36 protein-coding genes are annotated in these 25,716 nt (G+C 36.1%); 35 read left to right on the plus strand and 1 reads right to left on the minus strand.

Annotated features, from left to right (window positions below; translation table 11 throughout):
* The 3 genes from ACQKN4_RS18070 to ACQKN4_RS18080 form a co-directional block, all read left to right on the plus strand.
* Positions 1–303, plus strand: a 303-nt coding sequence (locus tag ACQKN4_RS18070) for a single-stranded DNA-binding protein (RefSeq protein WP_427484405.1), incomplete at its 5' end; no start/stop codon positions are given.
* Between the two features lie 12 nt (positions 304–315).
* Entirely contained in the window at positions 316–882 is a 567-nt protein-coding gene (locus tag ACQKN4_RS18075; protein ID WP_427484406.1) for a DUF1064 domain-containing protein, read from the plus strand.
* Between the two features lie 3 nt (positions 883–885).
* Positions 886–1,161 (plus strand): hypothetical protein, encoded by a 276-nt coding sequence (locus ACQKN4_RS18080; RefSeq protein WP_427484407.1) that lies wholly within the window; start codon positions 886–888, stop codon positions 1,159–1,161.
* A 211-nt stretch (positions 1,162–1,372) separates the two neighbouring features.
* Here ACQKN4_RS18080 and ACQKN4_RS18085 read toward each other — a convergent pair whose 3' ends face one another.
* Positions 1,373–2,071: a DUF4145 domain-containing protein gene (locus tag ACQKN4_RS18085; protein WP_427484408.1), complete on the minus strand. Its 699-nt coding sequence runs from the start codon at positions 2,069–2,071 to the stop codon at positions 1,373–1,375.
* A 260-nt stretch (positions 2,072–2,331) separates the two neighbouring features.
* On the opposite strand from ACQKN4_RS18085, the gene ACQKN4_RS18090 reads away from it, so the two are divergent.
* From ACQKN4_RS18090 to ACQKN4_RS18245, 32 genes are all read left to right on the plus strand, one after another.
* Positions 2,332–2,751: a hypothetical protein gene (locus ACQKN4_RS18090; RefSeq protein ID WP_427484409.1), complete on the plus strand. Its 420-nt coding sequence runs from the start codon at positions 2,332–2,334 to the stop codon at positions 2,749–2,751.
* Between the two features lie 50 nt (positions 2,752–2,801).
* Positions 2,802–3,362, plus strand: a complete 561-nt coding sequence (locus ACQKN4_RS18095) for a hypothetical protein (RefSeq protein WP_427484410.1) — start codon at positions 2,802–2,804, stop codon at positions 3,360–3,362.
* Between the two features lie 247 nt (positions 3,363–3,609).
* Positions 3,610–3,876 carry a hypothetical protein gene (locus ACQKN4_RS18100; RefSeq protein ID WP_427484411.1) on the plus strand — a complete coding sequence of 89 codons (267 nt, stop codon included), beginning with the start codon at positions 3,610–3,612 and terminating at the stop codon, positions 3,874–3,876.
* A gap of 106 nt (positions 3,877–3,982) precedes the next feature.
* Entirely contained in the window at positions 3,983–4,627 is a 645-nt protein-coding gene (locus ACQKN4_RS18105) for a hypothetical protein (RefSeq protein ID WP_427484412.1), read from the plus strand.
* Between the two features lie 568 nt (positions 4,628–5,195).
* Complete coding sequence (locus ACQKN4_RS18110; protein WP_427484413.1) at positions 5,196–5,528, plus strand: hypothetical protein; 333 nt, start codon at positions 5,196–5,198, stop codon at positions 5,526–5,528.
* A gap of 157 nt (positions 5,529–5,685) precedes the next feature.
* Positions 5,686–6,780, plus strand: coding sequence for a putative phage abortive infection protein (locus tag ACQKN4_RS18115; RefSeq protein ID WP_427484414.1), 1,095 nt, complete (start codon positions 5,686–5,688; stop codon positions 6,778–6,780).
* Between the two features lie 236 nt (positions 6,781–7,016).
* Positions 7,017–7,148, plus strand: coding sequence for a hypothetical protein (locus tag ACQKN4_RS18120; RefSeq protein WP_427484415.1), 132 nt, complete (start codon positions 7,017–7,019; stop codon positions 7,146–7,148).
* Positions 7,126–7,320: a hypothetical protein gene (locus tag ACQKN4_RS18125; RefSeq protein WP_427484416.1), complete on the plus strand. Its 195-nt coding sequence runs from the start codon at positions 7,126–7,128 to the stop codon at positions 7,318–7,320. Before ACQKN4_RS18120 ends, ACQKN4_RS18125 begins: the two co-directional genes overlap by 23 nt.
* A 28-nt stretch (positions 7,321–7,348) precedes the next feature.
* A complete protein-coding gene (locus tag ACQKN4_RS18130; RefSeq protein ID WP_427484417.1) occupies positions 7,349–7,858 on the plus strand; it encodes a hypothetical protein in 510 nt (169 codons plus the stop codon).
* A 1-nt stretch (position 7,859) separates the two neighbouring features.
* Positions 7,860–9,659, plus strand: a complete 1,800-nt coding sequence (locus ACQKN4_RS18135; RefSeq protein WP_427484418.1) for a phage terminase large subunit family protein — start codon at positions 7,860–7,862, stop codon at positions 9,657–9,659.
* Positions 9,659–9,892, plus strand: a complete 234-nt coding sequence (locus ACQKN4_RS18140; protein ID WP_427484419.1) for a DUF6148 family protein — start codon at positions 9,659–9,661, stop codon at positions 9,890–9,892. The genes ACQKN4_RS18135 and ACQKN4_RS18140 overlap by 1 nt, the downstream gene beginning before the upstream one ends.
* Before the next feature lie 16 nt (positions 9,893–9,908).
* Complete coding sequence (locus tag ACQKN4_RS18145) at positions 9,909–11,480, plus strand: phage portal protein (protein WP_427484420.1); 1,572 nt, start codon at positions 9,909–9,911, stop codon at positions 11,478–11,480.
* The gene (locus ACQKN4_RS18150; RefSeq protein WP_427484421.1) at positions 11,480–12,541 is read left to right on the plus strand and encodes a head maturation protease, ClpP-related; all 1,062 of its coding nucleotides are present in this window, start codon (positions 11,480–11,482) and stop codon (positions 12,539–12,541) included. Before ACQKN4_RS18145 ends, ACQKN4_RS18150 begins: the two co-directional genes overlap by 1 nt.
* Complete coding sequence (locus ACQKN4_RS18155) at positions 12,541–12,912, plus strand: head decoration protein (protein ID WP_427484422.1); 372 nt, start codon at positions 12,541–12,543, stop codon at positions 12,910–12,912. The genes ACQKN4_RS18150 and ACQKN4_RS18155 overlap by 1 nt, the downstream gene beginning before the upstream one ends.
* Positions 12,913–12,924: 12 nt before the next feature.
* On the plus strand, positions 12,925–13,989 hold the full coding sequence (locus tag ACQKN4_RS18160; protein ID WP_427484423.1) for a major capsid protein: 1,065 nt from the start codon (positions 12,925–12,927) through the stop codon (positions 13,987–13,989).
* A 10-nt stretch (positions 13,990–13,999) separates the two neighbouring features.
* Positions 14,000–14,368 (plus strand): hypothetical protein, encoded by a 369-nt coding sequence (locus tag ACQKN4_RS18165; RefSeq protein WP_427484424.1) that lies wholly within the window; start codon positions 14,000–14,002, stop codon positions 14,366–14,368.
* 14 nt (positions 14,369–14,382) lie between these two features.
* Positions 14,383–14,712 (plus strand): hypothetical protein, encoded by a 330-nt coding sequence (locus ACQKN4_RS18170; protein ID WP_427484425.1) that lies wholly within the window; start codon positions 14,383–14,385, stop codon positions 14,710–14,712.
* Positions 14,713–14,723: 11 nt separating this feature from the next.
* On the plus strand, positions 14,724–15,269 hold the full coding sequence (locus tag ACQKN4_RS18175) for a phage tail protein (protein ID WP_427484426.1): 546 nt from the start codon (positions 14,724–14,726) through the stop codon (positions 15,267–15,269).
* 5 nt (positions 15,270–15,274) lie between these two features.
* Positions 15,275–15,760 carry a hypothetical protein gene (locus ACQKN4_RS18180; protein WP_427484427.1) on the plus strand — a complete coding sequence of 162 codons (486 nt, stop codon included), beginning with the start codon at positions 15,275–15,277 and terminating at the stop codon, positions 15,758–15,760.
* A complete protein-coding gene (locus tag ACQKN4_RS18185) occupies positions 15,750–16,109 on the plus strand; it encodes a hypothetical protein (protein WP_427484428.1) in 360 nt (119 codons plus the stop codon). Before ACQKN4_RS18180 ends, ACQKN4_RS18185 begins: the two co-directional genes overlap by 11 nt.
* Before the next feature lies 1 nt (position 16,110).
* Complete coding sequence (locus tag ACQKN4_RS18190; protein WP_427484429.1) at positions 16,111–17,541, plus strand: phage tail sheath family protein; 1,431 nt, start codon at positions 16,111–16,113, stop codon at positions 17,539–17,541.
* 17 nt (positions 17,542–17,558) lie between these two features.
* Entirely contained in the window at positions 17,559–18,080 is a 522-nt protein-coding gene (locus ACQKN4_RS18195; RefSeq protein WP_427484430.1) for a phage major tail tube protein, read from the plus strand.
* Positions 18,081–18,105: 25 nt separating this feature from the next.
* Entirely contained in the window at positions 18,106–18,498 is a 393-nt protein-coding gene (locus tag ACQKN4_RS18200; RefSeq protein ID WP_427484431.1) for a hypothetical protein, read from the plus strand.
* Positions 18,492–18,647, plus strand: coding sequence for a hypothetical protein (locus ACQKN4_RS18205; RefSeq protein WP_427484432.1), 156 nt, complete (start codon positions 18,492–18,494; stop codon positions 18,645–18,647). The genes ACQKN4_RS18200 and ACQKN4_RS18205 overlap by 7 nt, the downstream gene beginning before the upstream one ends.
* Positions 18,647–21,550, plus strand: a complete 2,904-nt coding sequence (locus ACQKN4_RS18210) for a phage tail tape measure protein (protein WP_427484433.1) — start codon at positions 18,647–18,649, stop codon at positions 21,548–21,550. Before ACQKN4_RS18205 ends, ACQKN4_RS18210 begins: the two co-directional genes overlap by 1 nt.
* Positions 21,543–21,758 (plus strand): tail protein X, encoded by a 216-nt coding sequence (locus tag ACQKN4_RS18215; protein WP_427484434.1) that lies wholly within the window; start codon positions 21,543–21,545, stop codon positions 21,756–21,758. Before ACQKN4_RS18210 ends, ACQKN4_RS18215 begins: the two co-directional genes overlap by 8 nt.
* A complete protein-coding gene (locus tag ACQKN4_RS18220; RefSeq protein WP_427484435.1) occupies positions 21,755–22,768 on the plus strand; it encodes a phage late control D family protein in 1,014 nt (337 codons plus the stop codon). The genes ACQKN4_RS18215 and ACQKN4_RS18220 overlap by 4 nt, the downstream gene beginning before the upstream one ends.
* Before the next feature lies 1 nt (position 22,769).
* Entirely contained in the window at positions 22,770–22,958 is a 189-nt protein-coding gene (locus tag ACQKN4_RS18225) for a hypothetical protein (protein WP_427484436.1), read from the plus strand.
* Positions 22,959–22,973: 15 nt separating this feature from the next.
* Complete coding sequence (locus tag ACQKN4_RS18230; protein ID WP_427484437.1) at positions 22,974–23,648, plus strand: phage tail protein; 675 nt, start codon at positions 22,974–22,976, stop codon at positions 23,646–23,648.
* A gap of 1 nt (position 23,649) precedes the next feature.
* Complete coding sequence (locus ACQKN4_RS18235) at positions 23,650–23,958, plus strand: GPW/gp25 family protein (protein ID WP_427484438.1); 309 nt, start codon at positions 23,650–23,652, stop codon at positions 23,956–23,958.
* Positions 23,942–25,072: a baseplate J/gp47 family protein gene (locus ACQKN4_RS18240; RefSeq protein WP_427484439.1), complete on the plus strand. Its 1,131-nt coding sequence runs from the start codon at positions 23,942–23,944 to the stop codon at positions 25,070–25,072. Before ACQKN4_RS18235 ends, ACQKN4_RS18240 begins: the two co-directional genes overlap by 17 nt.
* Complete coding sequence (locus ACQKN4_RS18245; protein ID WP_427484440.1) at positions 25,065–25,715, plus strand: phage tail protein I; 651 nt, start codon at positions 25,065–25,067, stop codon at positions 25,713–25,715. Before ACQKN4_RS18240 ends, ACQKN4_RS18245 begins: the two co-directional genes overlap by 8 nt.
* Position 25,716: the final 1 nt, after the last annotated feature.

The raw sequence follows: 25,716 nt of genomic DNA on the forward strand, positions 1-25,716 counted from the left end.
TTAATAGGCGTTGAAGGGCGTATTCAAACAGGCAGCTATGAGGACCAAGATGGTAAACGAATTTACACTACAGACGTTGTTGCCGATAGTATTCAATTCTTAGAGCCGAATAAAGGCTCAGGAAGCGCTCAGAACGGTTCGAACGTTAGTTCTGGTGCAAATAGAGGGGCAACGCCTCGAAACGGCTCAGAAGGCTATAAACAGCCTCAGAACACACAACCAAATCACACGAGAGTTGAAGAAGATCCATTTGCAAATAGTAAAGGCCCTATTGAGGTGTCCGAAGATGATCTTCCATTCTAAAGAGGTGTACTAATGAAAAAGTTTTTAGTAAGGTACATCGATAAAAAAGTACCTGGGAATAAAGAATTATTTGTAGATGCTGAGGATCAAGTAAAAGCGCGAATTAAAGCTAGACAATCGATTGGCACTATCAAACACATTATTCACATTGAACCTGTTAAAGAAAAGCGTAATAAGTACAACAATAAAAAGGTTGAGCATGACGGAATTAAGTTTGATAGCAAAATGGAACGAGATTATTATGACCATCTAATAGAGTTACAGGATAAAGGGGTAATATCCGAATTCATTATGCAAAAGAATTACACGATATTCGATGGCTACACAAAAAACGGTGTAAAAGTTAGGCCAATCATTTATAGGGCTGATTTCGAAGTACATTACCCAGATGGCCGAATAGAAGTAATCGATATAAAAGGGCAACCAACAAAAGACTTTTTAATCAAGAAAAAATTGTTCGAATACCGTTATCCGTTTGAGTTAATTCTCTTAACTCATTCAAAGATTGATGGTGGTTGGATTACACATGAAGATTTAGCAAAAGCACGTAAAAAACGAAAAGAAGAAAAGGGGAAATAAAACATGAAAAAATTATTAGTGCAAAAAGAACAATGGATCGCTTACAAAAGAGAAGAAGCAGAAGAAATCGTTAATGCTGCAAAAGAAAATGATGAAATGAACATGCACAAGATCACTGAAAAGTTTAATAAAAACGGAGTTTATTTCTTAGTTGATGTTCAGTATCACTACGGAACACCGAAAGAGGTAATGGAAACTACGCCACCAGAGAAAGACAAAGCTCCAGATGGTCAAATGAGCATGGATGAAGTCAATCAACAGTCAAACGAGACTGAATAAAAATTGAATAGAGTGCCTGTTTTTTTGAGGCGCTCTTTTTTATACCCAAAAACAGCCGAAGATGGTGGTGAAAACGGAAAATATATCATTGAAATCAGGAGAAATGAACTTTTATGATCAGTGTGGGATTAGGAAAAAGTACAGTTATCCTAAAAGAGGAGTGACTTAAAAAACTTTAAATCACTCTTTAGCATCTTAAAGGATATTATTTTCATTTTGTAACTTTTTGAGCAGGAGAAGACCTTCTCTTATTGTCAGGTATAGAATTATAAAGTTTTTCAGTCCTTTTTGGATGAGAAATTAGCCTGTCCACGATTATATTTAATAGTTCTAGTAAGAAATTAGTTATAGATGGATCTTCTTCTAGTTGAATTTCACCTGCATGTGCACCAGAATTACCAAAGTTTCGAACTACTTCTAACGATTGAGCTAGATATGTATCAACATTACCATGAGCTATTAATGACTCGATTTTTTTGTATAATGTTGGGTCAGTATAACCTAAATGAGTTAGAAGTTGTTCTAAAGCTAATCTAGAAAGCGCAGCTGATGCTCTAGGTGAGAGCATACGAATTTCTCCAGCTTCATTATAGGTTTTTTTTACTTGATCAGGCATATCTGAATGGGGTTCAGGAAAATCACTAGTGCTTACTGGAGGGAAAATTTTTAATTCATGTCCATATCTAGATCTCAGCCAAATGCTTTTCGAAGAGCAATTATTACAAATTGAAAGAAATATTTGATGTAAATGTTTATCGAATGTGTCCAAAGTGCTGCTTAATTCGTTAACTATTGGAGTCAAAGTCCCTGATTCATTAACACAGCTTGTTTTATGGGATGTAACCAAATTGCATTTGCTACATTTGAAAACGGGTTGTTCATATTTGGGATTACGAAATTGATTTACCATATAATACCCTCCAAATTATGTTGTTAATTAAATTATAAAAGTAAGTGAGTGAGATATACAAGGGGTATTTAAAAGTAAGTAGCGTACGAACTCATATTTATGTTAATAGAATGTACTAATAATTTTATTAACCTCAATACTAGTTCGCTTTGCAGAGAAGATTATCTCAATAATTACAAATTTTAAAAGAAGGTGCTGCAAATGCCTACGTTATCGCGTAGTGAAATACAGAAATGGCATTTATCAATTGTGGAGGGCATATGAGTAAATTATCAGCAGTACAAAATAAAACTATTGAAGAATACTGGTCGAATTTAGATGAGCTTAAAAAGCAGTTGCGCTATCGTGAATGGGAGTTGTTGAATGCGCATCAAGAAACAGATATAAATATTGGTGGAGGCAAATCAAATCGCATTTCCGACACGACAGGAAATAAAGCTATTATTCTTGCAGAAGATAAAAACTACCAGCATTTAAAAAATATCATCACAACACTTGAGCAACTTTACAAAGAATTAGATCATGACCAAAAAACAATTGTAGATATGCGATATTTTGATAAGCACGAAGCGTATGAATGGTCACATGTTGCAGATAAATTATATATGTCAGTACAACGAGTATTGCGTAAACGAAATATGCTGATTGATGAAACAGCTAAAAGACTCGGGTGGGTTTAGTATTATAAACATAATATATTCTAATCATAATATTAGAGGAGAGGATATATTTGTCATCTGATAACGAGGGATTCAAAAAGAGTTGCGAGGATTGCGATGGCTGTGAAGACTGTAAAAGTTTCTTCTGGTTTAGGGTTTCTAGTTGTCCACAAGGGCCAACTGTTCCTCAAGATGTACCAGAACCACCACCAGTGTTTACACCAGTTTACGGTTCACTGTATCATAATTTAGCAGGAGTACCAGCTGTACCTGGTACTAATGTTGATTTCGACACAGTCGGACCTTCTAGTGGAGTAACGCTAGACATCATTGACGATTCTATTACTGTTAATAGCTCAGGGATTTATACCATCACATTCTCAACTTCAGTAAATGGAAGTGGCGCAGTAGGGCACACCATTGATTTTAATCTTTCTATTAACGGAATTCCTGACTCAACAAAAAGAACTGTATATCAAACGCAAGGAACTGGTGGTGTTACCGAAATCAGTATGCTTTCTCGAACGGATCAATTAATGTTAAACCAAGGTGATGTTATACGAATAATTATAGCTGCAGCATTCAGTGCTGCCTATGAGTCTTCTGCACTGGTAGTAACAAAAGTTGCATAGTTCAAGTATATACATTGTAATTGTGCCATATAGCGAATTACGCTCTAAACCATGTTAAATTGATATTGTGAAGTAATAACAAAGCGCACGGAAATGCGTAAACAAATTGCCTTACAAATATAAGCACGTTCGCTTGTACGTGTGTTTCGAAAACAAGCAAAGTTTAACCTTCTTTAGTTTAGAAGTTCGTCCTCTGTGGATGGGCTTCTTTTTATGATAAGATTTTAAAAAAAGGGAGGGATTTAACTTGTATAATAAAATGATAATTAAAACGAAAAATGGTGAAGTGAAAACTCTTAATGGTTATTTTAATGCAGATGCTGTAGGTGAAATTTTAGCAATATACAACATGCAATCTTCTGAAATTATGATGTGGGCCAGAACTCAAATAAGGCAAGCAAGACCAAGTGAAATCGATTATATTGAATTTATAAAAGAAGATTCTTCAGCTATCATTTATAATAGATATTCATATGTAACTCGAGTAAATAATGATTTAATTGAAATAACATAATAACAATTCAAGGTCACATCTAACAAGGTGTGGCTTTTTATTATGATTATAGTCATTAATATTTCTATATGATAAGATAATCCTAGTAAATCTTGGAGGAATTCAAATGAAAAGAGTCATAGAAGTAATCCTTTGTATTTTTGCAGGAGTATTTTTATTTGGAATTATAGCAATTGCTTTTCAAGTAATCGGAGAAGACAGTCCTAATAAAGCCTCAATTATCGGAGGAATATTAAGTATGATTGGTGGTGCATTAGGAGCTCTAGGTGCTTATATTGTTGCTACATATCAAATGAATAAACAATTTGAGTATGAAAAGAAAAAAGAAGAAACACAAAGAAAAGCAGTTATAGTACAAAATTTAAAAAAACTTGAGTTATTAAACAATGAAGCTATTATGTTTATTGATTTTTTTAAAAGAGAATATTGTTTACAATTTGATGAAATAATAAATATTAGACTGAATTTTAGTGAAAAAGACCTTTTTTGGATAGTTAATACTGTTAATAACTTGAATGACGAAGTGTTAATGGATGGTTATGCTCTGGATTATTTAAAATTTAGTAGAGAATTAAATAACCTGTATATAGATGTTAGTGGTCTAAATTCCATACCTGAACACCGGAAGGAAAACACACTAATAAATTTAATAGGGTCATTGGAACCCAGAAAAAAGATATTTGTATCATTTGATGAATATGTAAAAGATCAAATTAAAATTCTTCAAAAAGAACTTGAAGATATAAATTAAAGCTAAAGTCGCACTCACTACGAGTCGAGACTTTGAATTATGCCTTGAGAGGCTACTGAATTGGTAGTCTCTTTTTATATGTGTCAGAATTGTATTATTGGCACAACATTCCATTTATCCTATGATAGATAGGTAGATAGATGGGAGGTGAATAGTTGAGTAAGGAAAAGGTTATATCAATGTCGGACGATAAGGGTACAAATTCTAACTACTGTGATTGCGGAAATAAATTAAGTTATCAATCAGAGTGGTCTAGGTTATCTGATTCGTACGATAGTAATACTCCATCGTATGATTTAATATACCAACGAATATACAAAGAGGATCACGAGCCGAAATATGTTTGCGATAAGTGCGGAACACGCGTCTTTGTTGTTCCTGATTATGCTTTAAAATAACTCACGAATAAAAGTCACACTCACAATGAGCTGTGGCTTTTTATTATGCCTAAAGGAAGGAGGAAGGGAATAGTGACTAAATTATTGTTGCTTCTTCTATATTTGATTAAGCAGGGTTCTAATAGGTATTAGAACAAGTAATTACAATAACACTCAAAGGAGAAGGATAAATGACTAACACACCAAACAACCGACCATTAACAACAGAGGAAACTTACCGAGTGGTAAACGAAATGATGCGTAAAGTATTTAAAGACCCATATGATTTTGAAGATTATATGTATCAAACTATAGGAAATATTCATTTTGATAAAATGAAACCATGGGATGATTTCACAAGCGTTGAAGATGTTTATGAACGAGTAAACAAGAAGATTGAACAAATAACTTTCTTAGAGATGGATGCTATTCTTGCAATAGTAAATAGTGATTTATGGCAAACTCTATTACAAGAGAAGCAAGTAAAGCAGATTCCTAATTGGGATATCTCCACGCCAATTTAGGAAGTGGTAGGATGATGCTTGTACAATTGGAATCGCGTAACAATTAACATACAAAGTCGGTAACGAAATGTTATCGGCTTTTTAATATGCTTCATATTTCTTATAATGACAATCCATTCCATTTATCTTATGATATAGGTGATAGGAAGTGAGATGTATGTCAAGTGAAAAGAAACCATATAAAGAATGGATAAAAGAAAATGAAAATAAGTGGATTTTTGGTGGAATAATTACTATATGTTTCGCTATATTAGCGCCAATATTAATTTTCTTTTTATCAAAATCTAGTTTTACATTCGATTCATTCGCAAATTTAGGGACTGTAGGAGACTTCTTAGGTGGTTCAACTGTAGGATTATTATCATTAGCCAGTATATTGTTTTTAATCTCTACCATTGTAATGCAGAGAAAGGAATTAGGATTGCAGCGAGAGGAATTGCGAATGACAAGAGAGGAATTAGCTAAAGCAAATGAACAATATAGAATTACAAATGAGACAATGAAACTTCAACAATTCGAAACCACTTTTTTTAATATGATTAGTATGCATAGTAATTTAATTAATGATTTGAAAGCTTTAGAAAGCAGTGGTAGAAACGTAATTGTTCAGTTTTTAAAAGAAGTAAATAAAGGTTTTGAAACGGAAGGTTTCCATTCTTTCCTTCTAGACCATTTTAGAAAATTTGATGATATAAAAGAATGGTATAATTATTATTCAACTTATATAAATTATATAAATAATTTAAATCATTACTCAGGTGTTAAATTACAAGAAATGCAAGGATTATCTCGTATAAGTGATTTGAAAAATAAATTAGATGAAGGTAGATATTTGAATTCTTACAATGTGCCTTACATTGAACAGATTTATTTACTTACATTTGATGAAATTAAAAAGTATAACAAAAAAGATACTGCACATGAATTTTCACGTCTTTTCAGAGATGAACTACTTAATGGAGCAAATTCATATAAAAAGAAATCTTTTGTTAATGTAAATGAAATATTAAATTTCCCACTTTCAAATTACATAAAAAGTGTTCGAACAATAATTAGATTTTTAGATGATACAGATTTTGAAAATACCACTAAAAATAAATATTTAAATATTTTCTTTTCCCAATTTACAATTCATGAGATTACAGTGATAAAGTATTTCATAGAGTTGGGTCAGGAAGATGAACTAAAAAGATACTTCAATAGATATTCAAGCTTAAACACAAAAGAAGTACTTAAAGATTCATTAATCTAGATAATGTAATCAATATATAACTCAAAGAAAACGAATAGTTTAAACAAGTCTTACCTCTAATGGTAGGGCTTTTTATTATGCCTTGAAGACTGTATATCCTATCGACCAACAAATAATCATAGGCGTTAATCGTGGGGTTATGAATAGGGTGTGCGGTCTTGAAGATATAAAGTCGAAAGCTAAACAGACTATAAAAGCTAATGAGCTAATCATTATTAATTGTGGAGGGCTGAACATTGATTACTAATGAGTTCAAGAAGTTAGAAGTGACTGCTAAGAGACTGGGTGCAACAACAAGCAAGAGTGCAGAAGATGTTGCTGATACTTTAATGGAACTGAAAAAGCATGGTAAAAAGAAAAATTTATAGGAAAACATTAGGTTCTTCTAGGACTCTTATTGCATGCGGGGCTTGCGAGCCCCAAAAGTGGTCTATTTTTATTCGAAAAATTTTACTTTCGCTTTCGCTTGAGGGAGCTGAAAGTTACAACTTTGAAAAAAATCCTTCATCTAATATTTTGGAAAATGAAGCGGGGATATAAGCATAAAAGCGAAAGTGAGGTGTGAGATATGACAAAATCTAAAGCGAAAGTAGAGGGCCTTACTACTTTGGAAATTGGAACAAGTGAATTTGCAAAATTGGTAGGAAAAACGCCGCAATGGATTCGTCAGTTAACACGTGATGGTGTACTCACACAATGCGGCCGTGGAAAATACAATATGGCTGAAAATATACTTGCTTATATTGAGCATGCTTCAGGTGGTAAAGAGGAAGAAGGGAAGCCACGTCATGTTGATGTTAAAACTGAGCATGAAATTTTAAAGAAAGAAAAAACAGAATTACAAGTGCGGCAATTAAGAGGGCAATTACACGCTGCAGAGGATGTCCGCCTGGTAATGGGTGATATGATTTTAAGCGCTAAATCGAAATTATTGTCATTACCAACACGGATTAGCCCACAGTTGGATGGTGAATCTTCTAAAACGATTGAACAAATTTTAAAACAAGAAATCGTAGATGCTTTGAACGTTTTAGTAGATTATTCGCCTAAACTTTTTGAAAAAGAAAGTAGCGAATAAATTGGTTAAAGAAAAAACAATCGATTTATTTAAAGATTTAGCGCAACTGTGGTCCCCACGTCCAAATTTAACAGTTTCAGAGTGGGCCGATAATTATCGTATTTTGACTTCTGATACATCTGCTGAGTCGGGTCCTTGGCGTACAAGTCGTGCACCCTATATGCGAGATATCATGGACTGTATTACAGATTCAGACATTGAAGAAGTAGCGATTATGGCATCAGCTCAGGTTGGTAAAACAGAGTTTATGTTGAACATGGTTGGTTATCACATAGATTATGATCCATGTCCAATTATGTTTATGCTGCCAAACAAAAAATTAATTCGATATTTCTCAACAACAAGGCTCTCCACAATGATTCAAGCAAGCAAGGCATTACGTGATAAAGTAGCAAAAAATGCAGGGAACACAATAGATGAAAAAGCCTTTTTGGGTGGTTCCATTGCGATTGTTGGTGCAAATGCAGCTAAATCTTTATCAAGTAGACCAATTCGAATTTTGCTATGTGACGAGGTAGATCGTTATCCGGTGTCTGCTGGTAAAGAGGGAGATCCGATTAATTTAGCAAAAATGCGTACAACAACTTTTCCATCTAATCGTAAGCATGTTTATGTATCGACGCCACTTGATAAAGGTACTTCGCGAATTGAGCAGTTGTATGAAGATAGTACGATGGAGCAGTGGTCATTTGCTTGTCCTTCATGTGTTACATTCCAGCCAATTAAATGGGAGCAAATAAAATTCGAGTATCATAAAACAGAAGATAACGAATTTATTGTGGATGAAGTAAATCATGCTTGTAATGAATGTGGGTGTTTACATAGCGAACGTGAATGGAAGCGTGCTGAAGGTAAATGGATTGCACAAAAGAAACATTCACGCCGTCGTGGCTTCCATTTGAACCAATTTGCCAGTCCATGGGTAACGTGGGGGAAAATCGTGAGAGATTTTTTAGAAGCGAAACGGGACGGACTGGAAAAGTTGAAAACATGGAAGAACACCGTTTTAGGTGAGTCATGGGAAGAACAAGGAACAACGGTCGATGAAGATATTCTATTTGAACGTCGTGAAAAATATGATGCCGAAGTTCCAAGCCCGGTTAAAGTGCTAACTGCTGCTGTCGACGTCCAAGACGATCGATTTGAAATTGAAGTGGTCGGTTGGGGCGCTGGTCGAGAGTCATGGGGGATTGAATATCATGTTTTATATGGAGATTTGAAACAAGATGAAACATGGCAACAGCTGGACTTATGGCTCCAAAAACGTTGGAGCAAAGCAAACGGTAAACAATTTGGCATAACTTGTACTTGCATCGACTCAGGTGGTCACTTTACACAGGAGGTCTACCGTTTTACAAAAGCTAGGGAAGCGCGGCGAATTTATGCTATTAAGGGTGCAAGTGCGGTAAAAGGTGAGTACATTCCACTTTTAGCAGGTACATCAAGACCAAAACCATTGAAAACACTGCTTGTTCGCCTCGGTGTTAATGATGGGAAGGCACGTGTTCTCTCTAGCCTTCAGGTAGATGAATTTGGTCCAAACTATTGTCATTTCCCAAAAGGACAAGGCTATGAACTAAATTATTTTCTTGGTTTAACAGCTGAGAAGCTGGAAACACGTCATGAAAAAGGGAGACCTTATCATATATGGGTCAAGAAACGCGCTCGAAACGAACCGTTTGATTTACGTGTCTATAATACAGCAGCAATTGAAATAGTAAATCCGAACTTTGAAAAAGAATATGCTGGTATTTATGGAGTTAAGAAAAAAAGAAAAAGAGTAAGGGAGGTAAATTATTAATGGCTATTACATTAGAGGAAGCTCAAGAAAATCTAAGGATTTGGTTAGAAGCTGAGCGTGCTATTGCAAATGCACAAAGCTACACAATAAGTAATCGAAGTTTAACAAAAGCCAATTTATCTGAAGTCGCTAAACGCATTACCTATTGGGAAAATAAAGTTTCTGAGCTTGAAATGGCACAAAAAGGCAAACGGATGCGAAGAACAAAACAATTTATTCCTCGTGATTGTTAGAAGGTAGGTGAGAATTATGAATAGATTCCATCAAGGCATAAAAAAGGTAAAAGAATTTATAGGTATAAGAGGGAATGCTACTTTAAAAAATGGACCTATAAACTCTACTGGCTATGGCAATCATGCTGCAAGTGGTACAAAACGTTCTGTTGTAGGTTGGATTAGTTCTTTAAGTGATCCAATTGATGATATAGAGCGTAATGTCGAAACGATGCGTGAACGTTCCAGAGATTTGTATATGGGAGCACCTATCGCTAGTGGATCATTAAAATCAATAGTAACCAACGTCGTCGGTTATGAGCTGAAATTAAATGCTCAAATTGACGGCGATTTTTTAGGCCTTTCACAAGAAGAAGCCGAAGCTATTGAGGATAAAATTGAGCGTGAGTTTGAATGTTGGGCTGATTCTAAAAATTGTGATGCAAATCGTATGTGTGACTTTGGCCAATTACAACAATTGGCTCTTTTATCAACTTTGGCTTCTGGGGACTGTTTTGCAATTATGCCCTATAAAAAACGAGTTGGTTCATTGTATGAACTTACAGTGAAATTAATTGAAGCTGATAGGATTTGTAATCCAGTGATAAATACATTTTATGAAGAACGGTTAATCAATGGTGTAGAGATAGATTCAACAGGTGAAGTTATTGCCTATCACATTGCAGATAAACATCCAAATAGCTCTTTAACTGGTCAAAATGATTGGAAGCGAGTTGAAAAGTATGGAAAGCTCTCTGGACGTTTAAATGTTATTCATTTATTAGATATTGAACGTCCAGAACAACGTCGTGGAATACCGATTTTAGCACCTGTTATCGAAGGCTTAAAACAAATTGATCGATATACAGATGCTGAATTAATGGCAGCTGTTATAAGTGGTATGTATTCAGTGTTTATTACAACAGAAGCTTCAGAACAAGACGATTTTGGTGGAGGTTTTGGAGATGGGGAAGATGATGACAATGAGGGAGATAATTCAAAGATAAATATCGGAAATGGCTCTGTCACATTTCTTCGTGAAGGAGAAAAAATTCAAGAATCTAATCCAGGTAGGCCAAATCCAAATTTTGATGCTTTCACAACAGCTATTTTTCGTCAAATAGGGGTTGCTTTAGAGATTCCTTATGAAGTATTAATGAAACACTTTACTTCATCCTATTCAGCGTCAAGAGGCGCTTTACTTGAAGCCTGGAAAATGTTTAAAAAGCGTCGAATGTGGTTAGCTAAAAATTTTTGCCAGCCTATTTATGAAGAGTTTCTTGCGGAAGCAGTTTTAAAAGGACGTATACATGCACCTGGCTTTTTTGATGATCCTTTAATTCGAAAAGCATATTGTAGTGCAGAATGGAATGGACCAACACAAGGTCAATTAGATCCTAAAAAAGAAGTAGAAGCGGCAATTTTACGTATTGAATCAGATTTGAGCACTCGTACCCGAGAAGCACAAGAATTAACAGGAACTGATTTCTTCCGTAATCATGAATTGAGAAAACGTGAGGAACAGTTGCGAAACGAAGCAGGTTTTAATACACCTGTAAATATAAATATTCAATCTGATAAATCAGATGAAGGAGGTGAGAAAGAATAATGAGAGTGGAAATTAAAGGACCTGTTATTAACGATGGTGATCAATGGATCTACGATTATTTTGGTATTCCAGCTGTGAGCCCCGGGAAGGTAATAAACTCTATCGACCAGGCTATTAAAAACAACCTTAAAGAGTTACAGGTTGTGATAAATAGTGGGGGTGGCTCTGTTTTTAGTGCTTCTGAAATTTACACAGCGCTAAAATCTTTTGCCGGTACAGTTAATGTCGAAATTGTCGGTGTTGCTGCAAGTGCTGCGTCTGTAATTGCAATGGCAGGAACGAATGTTATGATGTCGCCTACTGCACAAATGATGATTCATAATGCAGCAAATGGTGCACATGGTGATTATCAAGTAATGGATGATAATAGTGAGTTCTTGAAAAATGTAAATGCCTCGATTATTAATTCCTATACTGCAAAAACAGGTAAATCTAGTGATGAATTAAAAAATATGATGGATAAAACAACATGGATGACAGCTCAACAAGCCAAAGAGCATGGATTTATAGATGCAATTATGTTTGAAAAAGAAGTTGATGCGGTTGCTGATTTAGGCATTAACAGCGTAATACCTCAAGAAGTCATTGATAAAGTAAGGCAACAAATGGCAAGAGATCCTGCAGCGAAGGTTGTAAATCAAGCTAACAATTTAATAAATGAAAATAAAGATAATGGAGGAAATGATGTTATGGACTTACAGACGTTACAAAATGAACATCCGGAACTATTTGAACAAGTGAAGAATATGGGGTATGCAGAAGGTGTAAAAGCTGAAAACTCTAGAATCAAAGCAATTGAAGATATTGCAGTGCCAGGCAATGAAGCATTAGTTAATAATGCGAAATACCAAAATCCTATTCCAGCTGCACAGTTTGCAATTAATGCTTTAAAGGCTCAAAAAGAACAAGCTCAAAATCAATTAATTAATATGCAAAAAGATGCTGCACCATTAAACGAAATTCCTGGTTCTAATGCGCCGGTTCAATCTGATCCTATTGATGAGGTAGAAAAAGAAGCAAAAGCGTTAGCTAATATTTTTGCAAAAGGAGGAAAACAATAATGAAGTTAAATGGTCAAGTCGGTTCTTATGAGCCAAACAATTTAATCTATGATACTTCATTCCCCATTCAAACAGGATCGGCTAAATTAAAAACTGGCCAAGGTCTTTTATTACAAGGCACAATCATTGGTATAGACAGTGACGGGGAATACTTAGTAGCCAGTACAACAGCTACAACACCAATCCTTGCAGATGCCATTTTGACGGATGACGTTGACACAGGAAGTGAGCCTGGGAAGGCTGTTTTTGCTGAAACCTATATTTCAGGATCATTTAATTCAGATGCTTTACTTACAGATGGTACAGATAAAGTATCTGTTCATTATGATGTTTTACGCACTAAAGGAATTTATTTAAAGGGTTCAATTTAAGGAGGAACAAACATGGAACTATATAAAACTATTACAATCTTAAAAGCTATTACTCAAATGCCAAAAGTGCACACATTCTTGCGTGACACTTTTTTTAATACACCTGAAACATTCCCAACTGAAGATGTTCTAATTGATTACACAAAAGGTAAACGAAAAATGGCACCATTTGTGGCACCACGTACCGGTGGTGTAACAATTAAACGTGATGGGTACCGTACTGAAAAATACACTGCCCCACGTATTGCCCCACAAAAATCATTAACAATTGATGATATTACAAAGCGACTAGCTGGAGAAAGTGTAGTTAGTACAAAAACACCTGCTCAACGATCACGTGAGCTCTTAGCGAATGATTTAATTGAATTAAATGAAATGATTAGCCGTCGTGAAGAGTGGTTAGCTGCTCAAACATTGATTAACGGTAAGGTTATTATGAAGGGATACACAGGTGAAGGTCCTGATAGTTTTGTAGAACAGGAACTTGATTTTAACTTTACTCAAGGCGTCACTTTATCAGGTGCTGACAAATGGGATAACTATACTCAAAATTCTGAGGAAGAATATGTTTCAAATCCGTACCAAGATATTAAAGAGTGGAGAAAATTAGTAACAAAAAATTCAGGTGTAGCACCAGACACATTACTTCTTGGGGAAAATGCAGAAAAAGCATTTATTAATCACCCTATTATCAAAGAAATGTTTGATAAAAAGAATATGAATTTCGGTAATATTGAACCTAGCATTAAAAGTGATGCTGTAACTTTCATTGGTAAGTTACCAGGGTTAGGGGTTGAAATCTATACTTATGACGATTGGTATTTAGATGATAATGGAGAAGAAAAACCATATATCCCTGCTGATACGGCCATTCTAGCTAAGAAAAATTTCGCAGGCTTTGCATACGGTGCTATTACACAGATGGAGAAAAATGACGAGTTTATGACTTACGAGGGTGAGCGTGTTCCTAAAATTTGGGCAGACCATCAGAATGAACAAAAAATGGTCCGCCTTGCATCTCGTCCTATCCCAAAGCCAGGAAATGTAGATGCATGGTTAACTTCAAAAGTAGTCTAGGAGGGTTTGTATGAGAGGATACAAAGTACTATCGCCATTACGTCATAATGGTGAACGATATTATCTAGGTGATTTTCTCGCAGAATCTGCAATAACTGAAAAAGAGAGTGATAGACTTCTAAAATTAGGTGTTGTTACTGCAGTTGTAAAAGAGGATGAGAAAGTAATTCCAACTGTTAAAAAGCAAACTGAAACCAATGTGCTGAAAGATGAACCTATCGAAAAGACGCTGGACCTTAACTTTGATTTAGACGAGTTAAAAGATGGTGCTAAACAACAAGGTCTAGAATGGAAAGGTAATATTAGCAAGTCAAATATTATTACTTTAATTGTGGAAAATGATAAAGTGGCATATTTCTTAGATCAATTAGAGGACTAAGGGAGCGTGGAAATATGAATTTTAAGGAAGCATTAGAAAAAGACCTTTCTAGTGTTTTTTTTAATGCCAATGAATTTGCAGAAGAACATGAATTAGATGGGAAAACGTTAGGATTAGTAGTTGAAGATACAAGCCTTGAAGAACTGAAAGGCTATGGGAAAGACCAACTAAGTGCTGCACAAGAAGTGTTTACACATTTCAAAACTATTTTTGTGAGAAGTAGTGATTTTTACGTCCCGAAAGTTGGCCGTATTTTAGATTTAGACGGGAATGAATATTACGTAGAAGAATCCTCAGAAGATATGGGTATTATTAAAATCATTTTATCGGCCAACGATAGTTAGGAGGATTAATTATGATCCAAATACGAGTTGATAATGCTGAAAGAATCGAAAAGCTATTTGAAAAAACGCCAAAAGAAGCAAAAAAAATATTAGTGAGAGCTATTAACAGGTCTGCAACAGCTGCAAGAACAAGAAGTAGTGTATTAATACGTAAAAATTATATCGTGAAAGCTGGGGATATAAAAAAACTTATAAAAATACGAAATGCAACAGCTAGCAATTTATCTGCTCAGATTCGAGCAAGTGGTCCTGTTACACCATTAATGAAATTTGACGTTACACCTAATTCGCCAGACACTGTAATCGTTCGAGCTCGTGTAAAAAAAGGCAGTAGCCGAAAAGTAATTAAGCATGGATTTGTTAATACCATGAGCAATTCACATGTAAATGTATTTACACGTGTAGGCAAGAATCGACTGCCAATCAAAGGATTATATGGTCCTTCAATTGCACAGATGATGGGTAAAGAAGAAATAGCGGAAGAAATAATTGAACGTGGCCAAACGGTGCTTGATGAACGTCTAGAGCATGAACTAAACCGATTACTTAGAGGGTGACCTAAATGTTAAATATCGATTTAATAGACAAGCTAGTTGTATTTCTAAATGAGGAATTGAAAGAAATGCGATTATCTACCAAAGATGAAAATATCGAAAAAGCTCCTACGGTATATGACGGCTATTTACCTCCAAAAGAAAAATCTTCACGTAGAGGTGAAGATACAGAACAAGAGGATTATCCATTTGTTATTGTGCGTTATCTAGATGAAGATGAAGAACAATATAAAGAGAATGTCGCCACACTTAGATTAGTTATTGGAACATATAGCAAAGATGAGCAACATGGTTGGCGCGACACGTTAAATGTCATTAATAGAATAAAAATTGCATTAGGAAAAAAACAAATATTTGGTGCAGCCGTACTAACAGGAAAAATGAGTACAACGTTATTTGAAGAACAAATGAAGCCTATGTGGCATGGTGTTATGGATGTACAGTTCAATTTACCGCAAGTAGCTTGGGACAGGAGTGTATTAGATGACTATTGAAGTATCTGAAAAGGTATCGTCTGAAAATGTTGGTGATGCAATTAAAAAGGCAAAAGAAAAAGAAACTGCATCAACTGAACAGGTTGACGAGGCAGTTAAAAAGACAAAAGAAAATGAACAGCAATTAATTTACGTTGGACCTCCAGTGAAAGGGGTACAACGTTATTCTGTTTTTAAAGGTGGTTATCCGAAACAAGTAGAGAATCATCTTGAAGCATGTCCAGCTTTTAAACAATTATTTGTACCTATTCAGAAATTAAGCGAGGTTCAAATGCGTTTGAATGATTCTGGAACAGTAGAATCGATGTTTTACAATAAAGTAATAGAATACTTTGAGGGAGTGAAGTAATATGGCACACGGTTCGCGCGTGTTTGAGGAACCAACAAGCCCAGGAACACCTACTGTTGTTCCTGGCATCGTACCTGTTGTTTTTGGTACAGCACCTGTCAATTTAGTTCAGGGCATTGATAATGTAAATAAACCAATTAAATGTGAATCTTTCACAGACTTTAAAAAGCAGTTTGGGTTTTCGAAGGATTGGGACAACTATACGTTATGTGAAGTAGCAGATGCAGCGTTTATTGAGTTTGAAGTAGCTCCGTTTATTTTTGTAAATGTATTAGATCCAGAAGTGCATAAAAAGCGCCTTACAGAACAAACGTTAACAATCGAGAATCATAAAGCTACGATTAAAAATTATGGTGTACTTAAAAAATCACTAAAGTTGATAGCGAATAATGAAACGCTAAAAGAAGATGTAGATTATATTGCGTCATTTAATGATGATGGTCTAGTTACAATCGCTTTTTTAACCATCCAAGAAGCAGTTATAGCAGAGTATGATATGTTGGATCCTTCGCTTGTTACAGCCACTGATGTAATAGGTGGATATGATGTTGATACAGGGAAAGCATCAGGTTTAGAGTGCATTAATAAGGTATTTCCACGTTTACGCATGGTACCTAGTTTAATCCTAGCACCGAAATTTGCACTTGATCCAACTGTAGCTGCAGTTATGCGAGCAAAAGCAACTTCAGTAAATAAGTACTTCAAGTCGTTCGCTTTAACAGATGCAGATACAAGCGAAACTGTAGTGTTTACGGATGTATTTGGTTGGAAAAATGACAACGGCTATACAGGCAAGCTAGAAGCTTTTTGTTGGCCATTAGTCGCTAAAAAAAATAAAGTGTATCACTTATCGACTCATTTAGCTTGTAACATTTTAAAAGTTTGCACAATCAACAAAAACTACCCATATGAATCTGCATCAAATAAAACAATTCCTATTGATAAGATTGTTGTCAAAAAGGGTGACAGCTACGAAGAGGTAGAATTGGAACCGAATCAGGCAGAAATTTTAAATGATCAAGGCATTGTAACAGCATTAAACTTTGTAAATGGATTTGTTACATGGGGGAATTACACAGCTGCTTATCCAGATGTTACGGATATAAAAGATAAATTCCACGCAACGCGTCTAATGCATAATTTTATTGGCAATACAATTGTTCTTAAAACATGGGAAAAAGTAGATGGTCCAATCCGTAGACGTCTTGTTGATGAGATTGTTGACGAGATGAATATGTGGATGAATGGTCTGCAAGGTGAAGGAGCAATTATTGGTGGCCGAGTAGAAGCTCGAGCGGAAGATAATCCGAAGGAACAGTTAACAGAAGGTAAAATAATATTCCGCTATTTTGTAGCTGAACCAACGCCAGCACAAGAAATTGAAAACATATTACAAGTAGACACATCTTATTACGACAAAATTTTTAACTAAGGAAGGGGCACAAAATAATGCCAAGAATCCCTGAAAAATTAAATGATTTTAGAGCATATGTAAATGGTAGCCCTGAATTAAAGGGAGTAGCTGATTTACAGCTACCATCATTAAATCCAAAGGCTGAAACTGTAAGTGGAGGAGGAGTTATGGGGGAATATGATTCACCAAACTTTAGCCACTTAGAGTCAATGAAAACCACAATTAACTGGCGAATGATCGGCGAGGAACTATTGGAGTTTTTAAAGCCGGTTGCGATAAAGTTAGATTTCCGATTAGCAAACCAAGAATATGATAGTTTAAAAGGTAGTCATGAGTTTAGAGTGAACCGTGTTGTTATACGTGGGATTCCAATGAATAATGATTTAGGTAAGGTATCAAAAGGATCTCCTTACGAAGCGTCAACGGAAGTCGAAGTTTTATATTTGAAAATGGAGTATGACGGAAAGACATTGGTTGAGATTGATAAACTTAACTATATTTATCGTGTCGGAGATGTCGATTATATGGAAAAATTACGTGCTGCACTAGGTATATAAAAAACAATTGATTGGGGATAGAAAATTGAAAACTGAAAACTCAACTGAACAAAAAAATGAACAAGTACTTGATCAACCAAAAAACGAGCAACCAAATGGTCAAGAGAATGACAAAAAAACAAAAAATGAGAACCCAGAAATTAAAATGGTTAAAATCAAGCGTCCTATCGATATTGATGGGACGCTTTTAAATGAAGTTAAACTTGATTTTACAACAATGACTGGGGATAAGATTTTAAAAATTGATGCTGAATTACGTGCAATGGGTACTGGTTTTGATGATTTATGGAATCAAGCTGTTATTTTGAAATTGATGTCTAGGGCATCTGGCATTATGGAGGATGATTTAAGAAAATTACACGGTGGTGATTATTTAGAAGTGGCGTTCCAAACAAGAAATTTTTTCTTAAGTTGGTAGGGAACAATGGTGCTAAGGGTCTTAGAAAGATATATATACAGTTAGGCATTGGTGTTCCAGGTAGCATGGAGTTTTGGGTGAAACAAAGTATAGGTGAGTTAAATGCTTGGATGGAAGCAATTGATGATATTGAAGGGGTTGATGGATAGTGTCTAAAACATTTGAAACAACGGTTCAGATAAACGGTGCTATCGGTGGATCATTTAATAGTTCATTTAGAACTGCTTCGTCGGGACTAAAGAATTTAAGCAGCAGAGCAAAAGCTGCACAGCAAGAAATGAATCGCTTGGGAAGTGATTATAGAAAAGGAACTATCCATCAATCTCAATATGCTGAAGGTACAGCAAAGCTATCACGCGAACTGAAACAACTCGAAGGATCACAACGGCGGATTACTGCTTTGAAATCCACCTTTTCAAGTGGTATGAATACAGCTAAAACAGTGGCAAGTGTCGGAGCGGTTGGTGCAACTGCAACAGCTGCAGGTATAGCGATGTCGTCACTTAATACAGCTGGTAATTTCCAACAGCAGATGTCAAAAGTATCAGCTGTGTCTGGAGCAACAGGTGCTGATTTGACTAGACTTAATGACACTGCACAAAACCTTGGTAAATCGACAGTGTTTTCTGCTACCCAAGCAGCAGAGGGTATGGAATACCTCGCATTAGCGGGTTGGAAAACGGATGCAATCATATCTGCCATGCCTGGAATGTTAAACCTTGCAGCTGCAGGATCGCTAGACCTTGGTAGAGCAGCCGATATTACATCTGATACAATGCAAGCGTTTGGTATGGGCGCAGCCAAAGCTGGACATGCTGCAGACGTATTTGCTTACGCTCAAGCTAACGCAAATACAAATGTTGAGATGATCGGTGAAGCTATGAAATATGCAGCTCCTACCGCAAATCAATTTAAATGGTCACTCGAAGAAACATCTGCAGCAATGATGGCGCTGGCTAACCAAGGTTTGAAGGGTTCAATAGCCGGTCAAGCATTTTCAAGCTCAATGGGTAAATTAGCTGAGGATGAAGGAAAAGCAGCGAAAAAGGCGAAAAGTTTAGGCATGGAGTTTTTTGATGCTCATGGAAAAATGAAGTCCCTACCTGGCGTGATAAAAGAGATAGAAAAAGGCACAGCAGGAATGAGTGATAAGCAGCGAGTTAATACGCTACAAACAATATTTGGTGCAGAAGCATTTAAACATTGGGCTATTTTACTTTCGACTGGTTCAGATGAGTTGGACCGAATGACAACTGCAATGGAGAAATCAGACGGAACAGCAGCAAAAATGTCCGCAACGATGGTAGATAACTATGCTGGATCTATTAAACTTTTAAAGAGTAGTATCGAGGGTGCACAAATCAAGTTTATGACACCTGTCTTACCAGTGCTTCAAAAGTTTTTTGGTGGTATAACGGGAACTCTTGATAAAAACATGGGCGGTATTGAAAAAGCAGGGAAAGCTACAGCAAAAGTCTTGAGTGATATTACTGCACCATTTAGTACATCAAAACCGATTAAACCAAAAATAACACCTGATATGGACCCTGCAGATGCAAAAAAGATGATGATTCAATACAGCAAAGACCTGCAAAAATACGAAATGTTTAATGATATGGGCTTTGGTGAAAAAGTTGAATACATGTTAGACACGACTATGCAAAAAGCTGAATCATGGTTAGGCGGTCCAGGCGGAGAAGCGATGGGTAGAATCTTTACGAAGTTAGGTACAATCGCAGGTAAAGCATGGATTGCCGGACTAACTGGAGCTGCTAGCGGGGCTTTATCGAGTGCCATGGAGGGAAATTTTAGCGGAGCGCTAGGTTTAGGTGCTGCAGCTTGGATGCTAGGTGGCGGAACACTCATGAAAGGCGCTATAGGTGCCGGTAGATGGGCAATGGAAAAAAGGGGCGGTAAGGAAACTAAGAAAGACTCTTCAAAAGGTAAAAAATCAGAAGATATAGTTTCTACCTCTACAGAATCAAAAAATAAAAAGAAAAAGAAAGGAAAAGATACGGCAGGGTCAAAAAAGAATAATAAAGAAGCAACAACAACATCTAAAAATTCAGCAGCAAAAGAAATAACATCAAATGGCGGTAAAGGTGGTAAAAAATCCGTCTTATCATCAATTTGGGATACAGGTAAAGGCCTTGCCAAAGGCGGTGGAAAGGCTTTATCGACTGCAGGTAAATGGGCTGGTAAAGGGCTGGTACCATTAAGTCTAATCTCAGGCGGCCTGGATATATTTAAATCATCAGATAAAGTCAAAGCAACTGGAGAAGCTGCAGGTGGAACTGTTGGAGGCTGGGGTGGCGCAAAAGCTGGAGCAGCGATTGGGACAATGTTTGGACCGATTGGTACAGTTGCAGGTGGAGCCATTGGTGGTGCAGCTGGATATTTCGGTGGTAAATGGTTAGGTGGAAAAGCTGTTGATACTGTACGAAGTGGTGGTGAACCAGCTAAACCAGAACCGGCACAAGCATCTGCGCCAACGAAACAAGCAAATACCGAAGCTACTAAACCACTAGATACCACAAAATTAAATGAGTCTGCCAACAAACTTGCAACAACGTTAGAAACTACTAATACAGCCTTTACACCAATAGCTACAAGTGCTCCGATTATTGGGCAAACTATGACTACACTTGCAACAAGTTTAGTAACCACTAATACGGCCTTTACAGCAATATCAACTAGCGCTCCAATGGTAGGTCAAACTATGACTACATTGACCGGATCATTTACGGAGCTTCAAACGAGTGCTAGCACAACAGCCGCTAATATGAATAATTTAACGATGTATACAGGATCAGTAAGTATGGACTTTGTTACATCGTTTTATTCACTTAAAACAGCAACTGATCAATCAACATCTAACATGTCCAGTCTAGCAGCAGCAATAGCATCGGCAACTGGAATGTTCAATATGCAAGGTATTCAAACGGCGACACAAGCTGTAATTGCATCTTTAAACAGTTTTAAAACACGTATTGATAACGCGCAGGTACCAACTGGAGGCGGTACTACATCTAGGAGGACTGCACTTGAGTAGCTATAGAACTATACAAGGTGAAACGTGGGATTTAATTGCATATAAATTGTGGGGAAGCGAGTATTTGCTTCCTCTTTTATTTGAAGCCAATCCTCAATGTAAAGATGTTTTAATTTTTGAGGGTGGGCTTTTATTAAACGTTCCTGAAGTCTTGGTAGAGGACGTTACAGAAAGGCCTGAATGGTTAGGAGAGGAAGATGAACTATGAGTACGAAAGTTGCCAAAAGTACAAAACTCAACATTCTCTATAATCATCAAAGTATCAAAGAAATACTAAATCAGCACTTAATTTCTTGGACATATACAGATAATTTATCAGGTGAAATAGACGATTTAAATATTGAATTAGAAGATAAAGAGGCGTTGTGGATTGGTGACTGGTTCCCAACAAAAGGTTCGATTATACAAGCTACAATTGAAAAATTGAATTGGGAAAACAGTTCCTTTAAACAGCAAATCGGGAAATTTGAAGTTGATACGATCAATGGTAGAGAATCTGTGATTACTATTATGGCATTGGCCACATCCGAAAAGTCTAGTTTACGTGGAGAAGAAAAGAGTAAAGCATGGGAAAAAGTAAAATTAAAAAGTGTATTCACTGAAATTGCGAAAAGAAATGGTATGAAATTAGTTTGGCAATCCTCAGATAATCCAACAAAAGATCGTGTTGAACAGGACAATGAAACAGACTTAGCTTTTATCTATCGCTTATGTAAAGACGAAGGACTCTGTTTAAAAATCGCCAATAACAGCATTGTCGTTTTAAATGAGGAAGATTACGAAAAACAGGAAGCTAAGTATTACATCAGACGTAAAAGCAAGGAAACCGACTTAATAAAGGTAATTGAACGTAGTTTCTCTAGTACATTAACAGACACATACAAAGCTTGCAAAGTTACACATACCGTAAAAAAGAAAACCATTTCTGCTACTTTTACTCCGAAAAAACAACCTAAGACTGGCCGTATTCTCAATGTAAAACAAGAGGTGAAATCTCAAGCGGAAGCATTAAGAATTGCTAAGAAAAAGCTTCGTGAAAAGAATAAAGAGGCTACAACAGTGACATTAAAAGTGTATTCATTAGTACCTCTGTATGCTGGCATGACATTTAAATTGGTTGAGTACGGAAAATTAAATGGTAAGTACATTGCATCTAAAGTGGTGCACAATGATTCATACACCACATTATATTTACGCAGATGTCTGGAGGGATATTGATATGGAAGAATGCCAAGTAGTAAGTGTTGACGAGGCGACAAGGAATATTCGTGTGAAACGTTTAGAAAGTAATGATATGGTATCGCGTGAAATTCAGGTGTTTAAAGGTAATGAGCTGCCAGAAGTAGATGCACACGTTGTATGCTCATTCACAAATGGAAAAGGTTATATGATAGGCGAAATCGAATAGAGGTGAGGTGATGTTATGGGCACAATCGCAACATTTGGTGATTTAGTGTTTACAGTATCAGCTCAACAAGTAAAAACATTTAATGAGTTAAGCCGAACAATGGAAGCTAGATATACCAAGCATGAAATTAAGCATCAAAAACCCATTCTAGAATTCGAAGGATTAGATATAGCTCCGATTTCTTTTGATATACAGCTACGTGCTGCATTAGGTGTCAATCCAATAAAAGAACTTGAGAAATGGCAGGAATATATTCGAAAAGGAAAACGAGCAATATTAGTGATTGGAAATCGCCCTTTTTCAAATAATGCTTTTGTTGTAAATAGAATCACAGAGAAATATCCGGATATCGACAACAAAGGTAGAATGCTTGCCATTGATGCAACAATTGAAATGTTGGAGTATCCGATTACTATTCAATCATCAAAGAAAACTACTCAAAAGACAGCTAAAACTTCAAACAACAGCAATAGCAGTAAAGCATCAATGAAAAAAACAGGTACTATTATAATTACTGTGCAGTCCGTTAATATACGCTCTGGACCGGGTACAAACCATAAAATTCTAGGGTGTGCATACAAGAATAACACTTTAACCGTCTATGAGAAAAAAGGTGATTGGTACAATCTCGGCAGTGGAAAGTATATAACAGCTAGTACTAAATATTCTAAGTTTAAAGGAGTGAGTTAACTTGTATGAAGTAGAAGCCTTGAAAAATATTAATTTCGGAGCGACAGGGGTACAAGAAGTACTGCAAAATGTCGCTTTTATTTTGTCTACTCACACAATGAATTGCCCTTTAGATCGTGGTTTTGGGATTGAGTCTGTAATTGATAAACCTATTACTATCGTTAAAGCATTGCATAGTGCAAATGTTGTTGAAGCAATAAATCAATTTGAGCCACGGGCTACTGTCGAGGAAATTGAAATAACAGGCGAAGCCGAACAAGGGCTACTTAGAACGAAAGTGAAGGTGACAATAAATGACGAATCGCTTTAATTTACCTGATATAACGTTTTTTGATAAGTCGCCTGAATCTATTGTTAGTGAAATGCTGCAGCACATAAATGATAAAACAGGGCTAGAGTTTCAACGTGCTGACCCAAGGCGAAAGATAGTTGAGTCACAGGCCGTCTTTGTATCATTTGAACGAAATCGAGCTGAACACGCGTTGAAACAAATGCTGTTAGCATACGCGACAGACGATATGTTGGATCTAAAAGGTGACGAATTGGACACATCAAGATTAGATGAAAAAGCTGCTACTACAATTATAGGATTCAATTTAGAGGCTACTAGAGGTGTAGCTTTACCGATTCCACAAGGAACACGGATAAAAATTGCAGAGGCATATTTTCAAACAACAAAGGTAGAAGTAGTTCCTATCGATACCAATTACATTGAATTACCAATGACTTGCACAGAAACAGGTGAAATCGGTAACGATTATCTACCAGGTGAGACAGTTACACTAGTGGATCCATTGCCTTACGTAAAATCTGTTGTTAACACTGTTGTTTCAAGTGGTGGAGTGGAAATAGAAGATGATGATCCATATGCAGAGCGTATCCGATTAGCACCAGAAAAATTTTCTGTTGCTGGACCAGAATTAGCGTATAAGTATTATGCATTAACATCTAGTCAAGATATTGCAGATGTTGAAGTAGATAGCCCCTCACCTGGCGTTACGCGAATCGTGGCTCTACTTAAAAATGGTGAAATTCCAACACAACAGCATTTAGATGAAATCTTAGCCATTTGTTCTCCAGGTGATGTAAGACCACTCACAGATAACGTAATAGCGACTATTCCTGATGTACTAAATTTCAGTATAGAAGTGCAATATTGGTTGCCTAACTCAAAAGCAACAGTAGCTGATGGGCTCATGCAAAAAATCGAGGCTGAATATCAAGACTATTTAGTTTGGCAACGTTCTAAATTAGGCCGCGACGTCAATCCAAGTGAAATCGTAAATAGATTAAAAAGTACACAAACAGAGAAGCTAGCAGAGCGTGTGGAGGTAATTGGGGTAAGTTATACCGAAATTGAAAAAACAAAAATAGCTGTTGTGGATGAGCATAAATTAACATTTATGGGGTTCATCGATGACTAGCTTAATAAAAAAATTACTACCTTACTCCTTACAAAGTGATCCATTCACAGTTGCACTGGCCGAAGCGTTTGAAATACAAATTACTCAATTATATGAAGAGTTTAGAGCCATTTCAAACCTGTACTTATTAAAAGATGCACCTAGCATGCTTGTCGATTTTTTAGCACATGAGAAGCATGTTGATTTTTACGAGGGGCTAACCCTTGAAGAAAAGAAAAACGTTGTAAGAAATGCTTTACACATACATCGAAAAAAAGGGACAAAATCTGCGCTATTACGTGTATTTGAATTGTTGAATCTGGAAGGAAAGATAGATGAATGGTTTGAATATGATGGAGATCCTTATTATTTCAAGGCACATATAGATGTATCTGATAGAGGCGTTGACGATGCTACGATCAAACTTCTGGAACGTTTAATAAAAACCTACAAAAATAATCGTTCTTGGCTTGAAGTGCTTGATATTAATTTAACTTCTAGACAAAACAAAATTCATGTAGGAGCAGCAACACTTACAGGGGAAGAAATTGTGGTGTATCCATATATAGCTACTGACTTGTCAACAAAATCAAAAATTAAAATAGCAGCTGCTAATACAGCAAACTCTGAAAATCTAACCATTTATCCGAGAGGAGGAAATTAAA

Source organism: Lysinibacillus sp. NPDC093692 (assembly GCF_050280125.1).
In the GTDB taxonomy this organism is placed as follows: domain Bacteria; phylum Bacillota; class Bacilli; order Bacillales_A; family Planococcaceae; genus Lysinibacillus.

Excerpts from the sequence above, each read along its gene's own strand:
- ACQKN4_RS18090 (WP_427484409.1), top strand. The coding sequence starts at position 2,332 with ATGAGTAAATTATCAGCAGTACAAAATAAAACTATTGAAGAATACTGG.
- ACQKN4_RS18140 (WP_427484419.1), top strand. The coding sequence starts at position 9,659 with ATGGCTATTACATTAGAGGAAGCTCAAGAAAATCTAAGGATTTGGTTA.
- ACQKN4_RS18245 (WP_427484440.1), top strand. The coding sequence starts at position 25,065 with ATGACTAGCTTAATAAAAAAATTACTACCTTACTCCTTACAAAGTGAT.
- ACQKN4_RS18150 (WP_427484421.1), top strand. The coding sequence starts at position 11,480 with ATGAGAGTGGAAATTAAAGGACCTGTTATTAACGATGGTGATCAATGG.
- ACQKN4_RS18130 (WP_427484417.1), top strand. The coding sequence starts at position 7,349 with ATGACAAAATCTAAAGCGAAAGTAGAGGGCCTTACTACTTTGGAAATT.
- ACQKN4_RS18240 (WP_427484439.1), top strand. The coding sequence starts at position 23,942 with ATGACGAATCGCTTTAATTTACCTGATATAACGTTTTTTGATAAGTCG.
- ACQKN4_RS18190 (WP_427484429.1), top strand. The coding sequence starts at position 16,111 with ATGGCACACGGTTCGCGCGTGTTTGAGGAACCAACAAGCCCAGGAACA.
- ACQKN4_RS18170 (WP_427484425.1), top strand. The coding sequence starts at position 14,383 with ATGAATTTTAAGGAAGCATTAGAAAAAGACCTTTCTAGTGTTTTTTTT.
- ACQKN4_RS18175 (WP_427484426.1), top strand. The coding sequence starts at position 14,724 with ATGATCCAAATACGAGTTGATAATGCTGAAAGAATCGAAAAGCTATTT.
- ACQKN4_RS18145 (WP_427484420.1), top strand. The coding sequence starts at position 9,909 with ATGAATAGATTCCATCAAGGCATAAAAAAGGTAAAAGAATTTATAGGT.
- ACQKN4_RS18185 (WP_427484428.1), top strand. The coding sequence starts at position 15,750 with ATGACTATTGAAGTATCTGAAAAGGTATCGTCTGAAAATGTTGGTGAT.
- ACQKN4_RS18220 (WP_427484435.1), top strand. The coding sequence starts at position 21,755 with ATGAGTACGAAAGTTGCCAAAAGTACAAAACTCAACATTCTCTATAAT.
- ACQKN4_RS18080 (WP_427484407.1), top strand. The coding sequence starts at position 886 with ATGAAAAAATTATTAGTGCAAAAAGAACAATGGATCGCTTACAAAAGA.
- ACQKN4_RS18155 (WP_427484422.1), top strand. The coding sequence starts at position 12,541 with ATGAAGTTAAATGGTCAAGTCGGTTCTTATGAGCCAAACAATTTAATC.
- ACQKN4_RS18230 (WP_427484437.1), top strand. The coding sequence starts at position 22,974 with ATGGGCACAATCGCAACATTTGGTGATTTAGTGTTTACAGTATCAGCT.
- ACQKN4_RS18195 (WP_427484430.1), top strand. The coding sequence starts at position 17,559 with ATGCCAAGAATCCCTGAAAAATTAAATGATTTTAGAGCATATGTAAAT.
- ACQKN4_RS18225 (WP_427484436.1), top strand. The coding sequence starts at position 22,770 with ATGGAAGAATGCCAAGTAGTAAGTGTTGACGAGGCGACAAGGAATATT.
- ACQKN4_RS18125 (WP_427484416.1), top strand. The coding sequence starts at position 7,126 with ATGGTAAAAAGAAAAATTTATAGGAAAACATTAGGTTCTTCTAGGACT.
- ACQKN4_RS18160 (WP_427484423.1), top strand. The coding sequence starts at position 12,925 with ATGGAACTATATAAAACTATTACAATCTTAAAAGCTATTACTCAAATG.
- ACQKN4_RS18105 (WP_427484412.1), top strand. The coding sequence starts at position 3,983 with ATGAAAAGAGTCATAGAAGTAATCCTTTGTATTTTTGCAGGAGTATTT.
- ACQKN4_RS18115 (WP_427484414.1), top strand. The coding sequence starts at position 5,686 with ATGTCAAGTGAAAAGAAACCATATAAAGAATGGATAAAAGAAAATGAA.
- ACQKN4_RS18075 (WP_427484406.1), top strand. The coding sequence starts at position 316 with ATGAAAAAGTTTTTAGTAAGGTACATCGATAAAAAAGTACCTGGGAAT.
- ACQKN4_RS18180 (WP_427484427.1), top strand. The coding sequence starts at position 15,275 with ATGTTAAATATCGATTTAATAGACAAGCTAGTTGTATTTCTAAATGAG.
- ACQKN4_RS18085 (WP_427484408.1), bottom strand. The coding sequence starts at position 2,071 with ATGGTAAATCAATTTCGTAATCCCAAATATGAACAACCCGTTTTCAAA.
- ACQKN4_RS18110 (WP_427484413.1), top strand. The coding sequence starts at position 5,196 with ATGACTAACACACCAAACAACCGACCATTAACAACAGAGGAAACTTAC.
- ACQKN4_RS18165 (WP_427484424.1), top strand. The coding sequence starts at position 14,000 with ATGAGAGGATACAAAGTACTATCGCCATTACGTCATAATGGTGAACGA.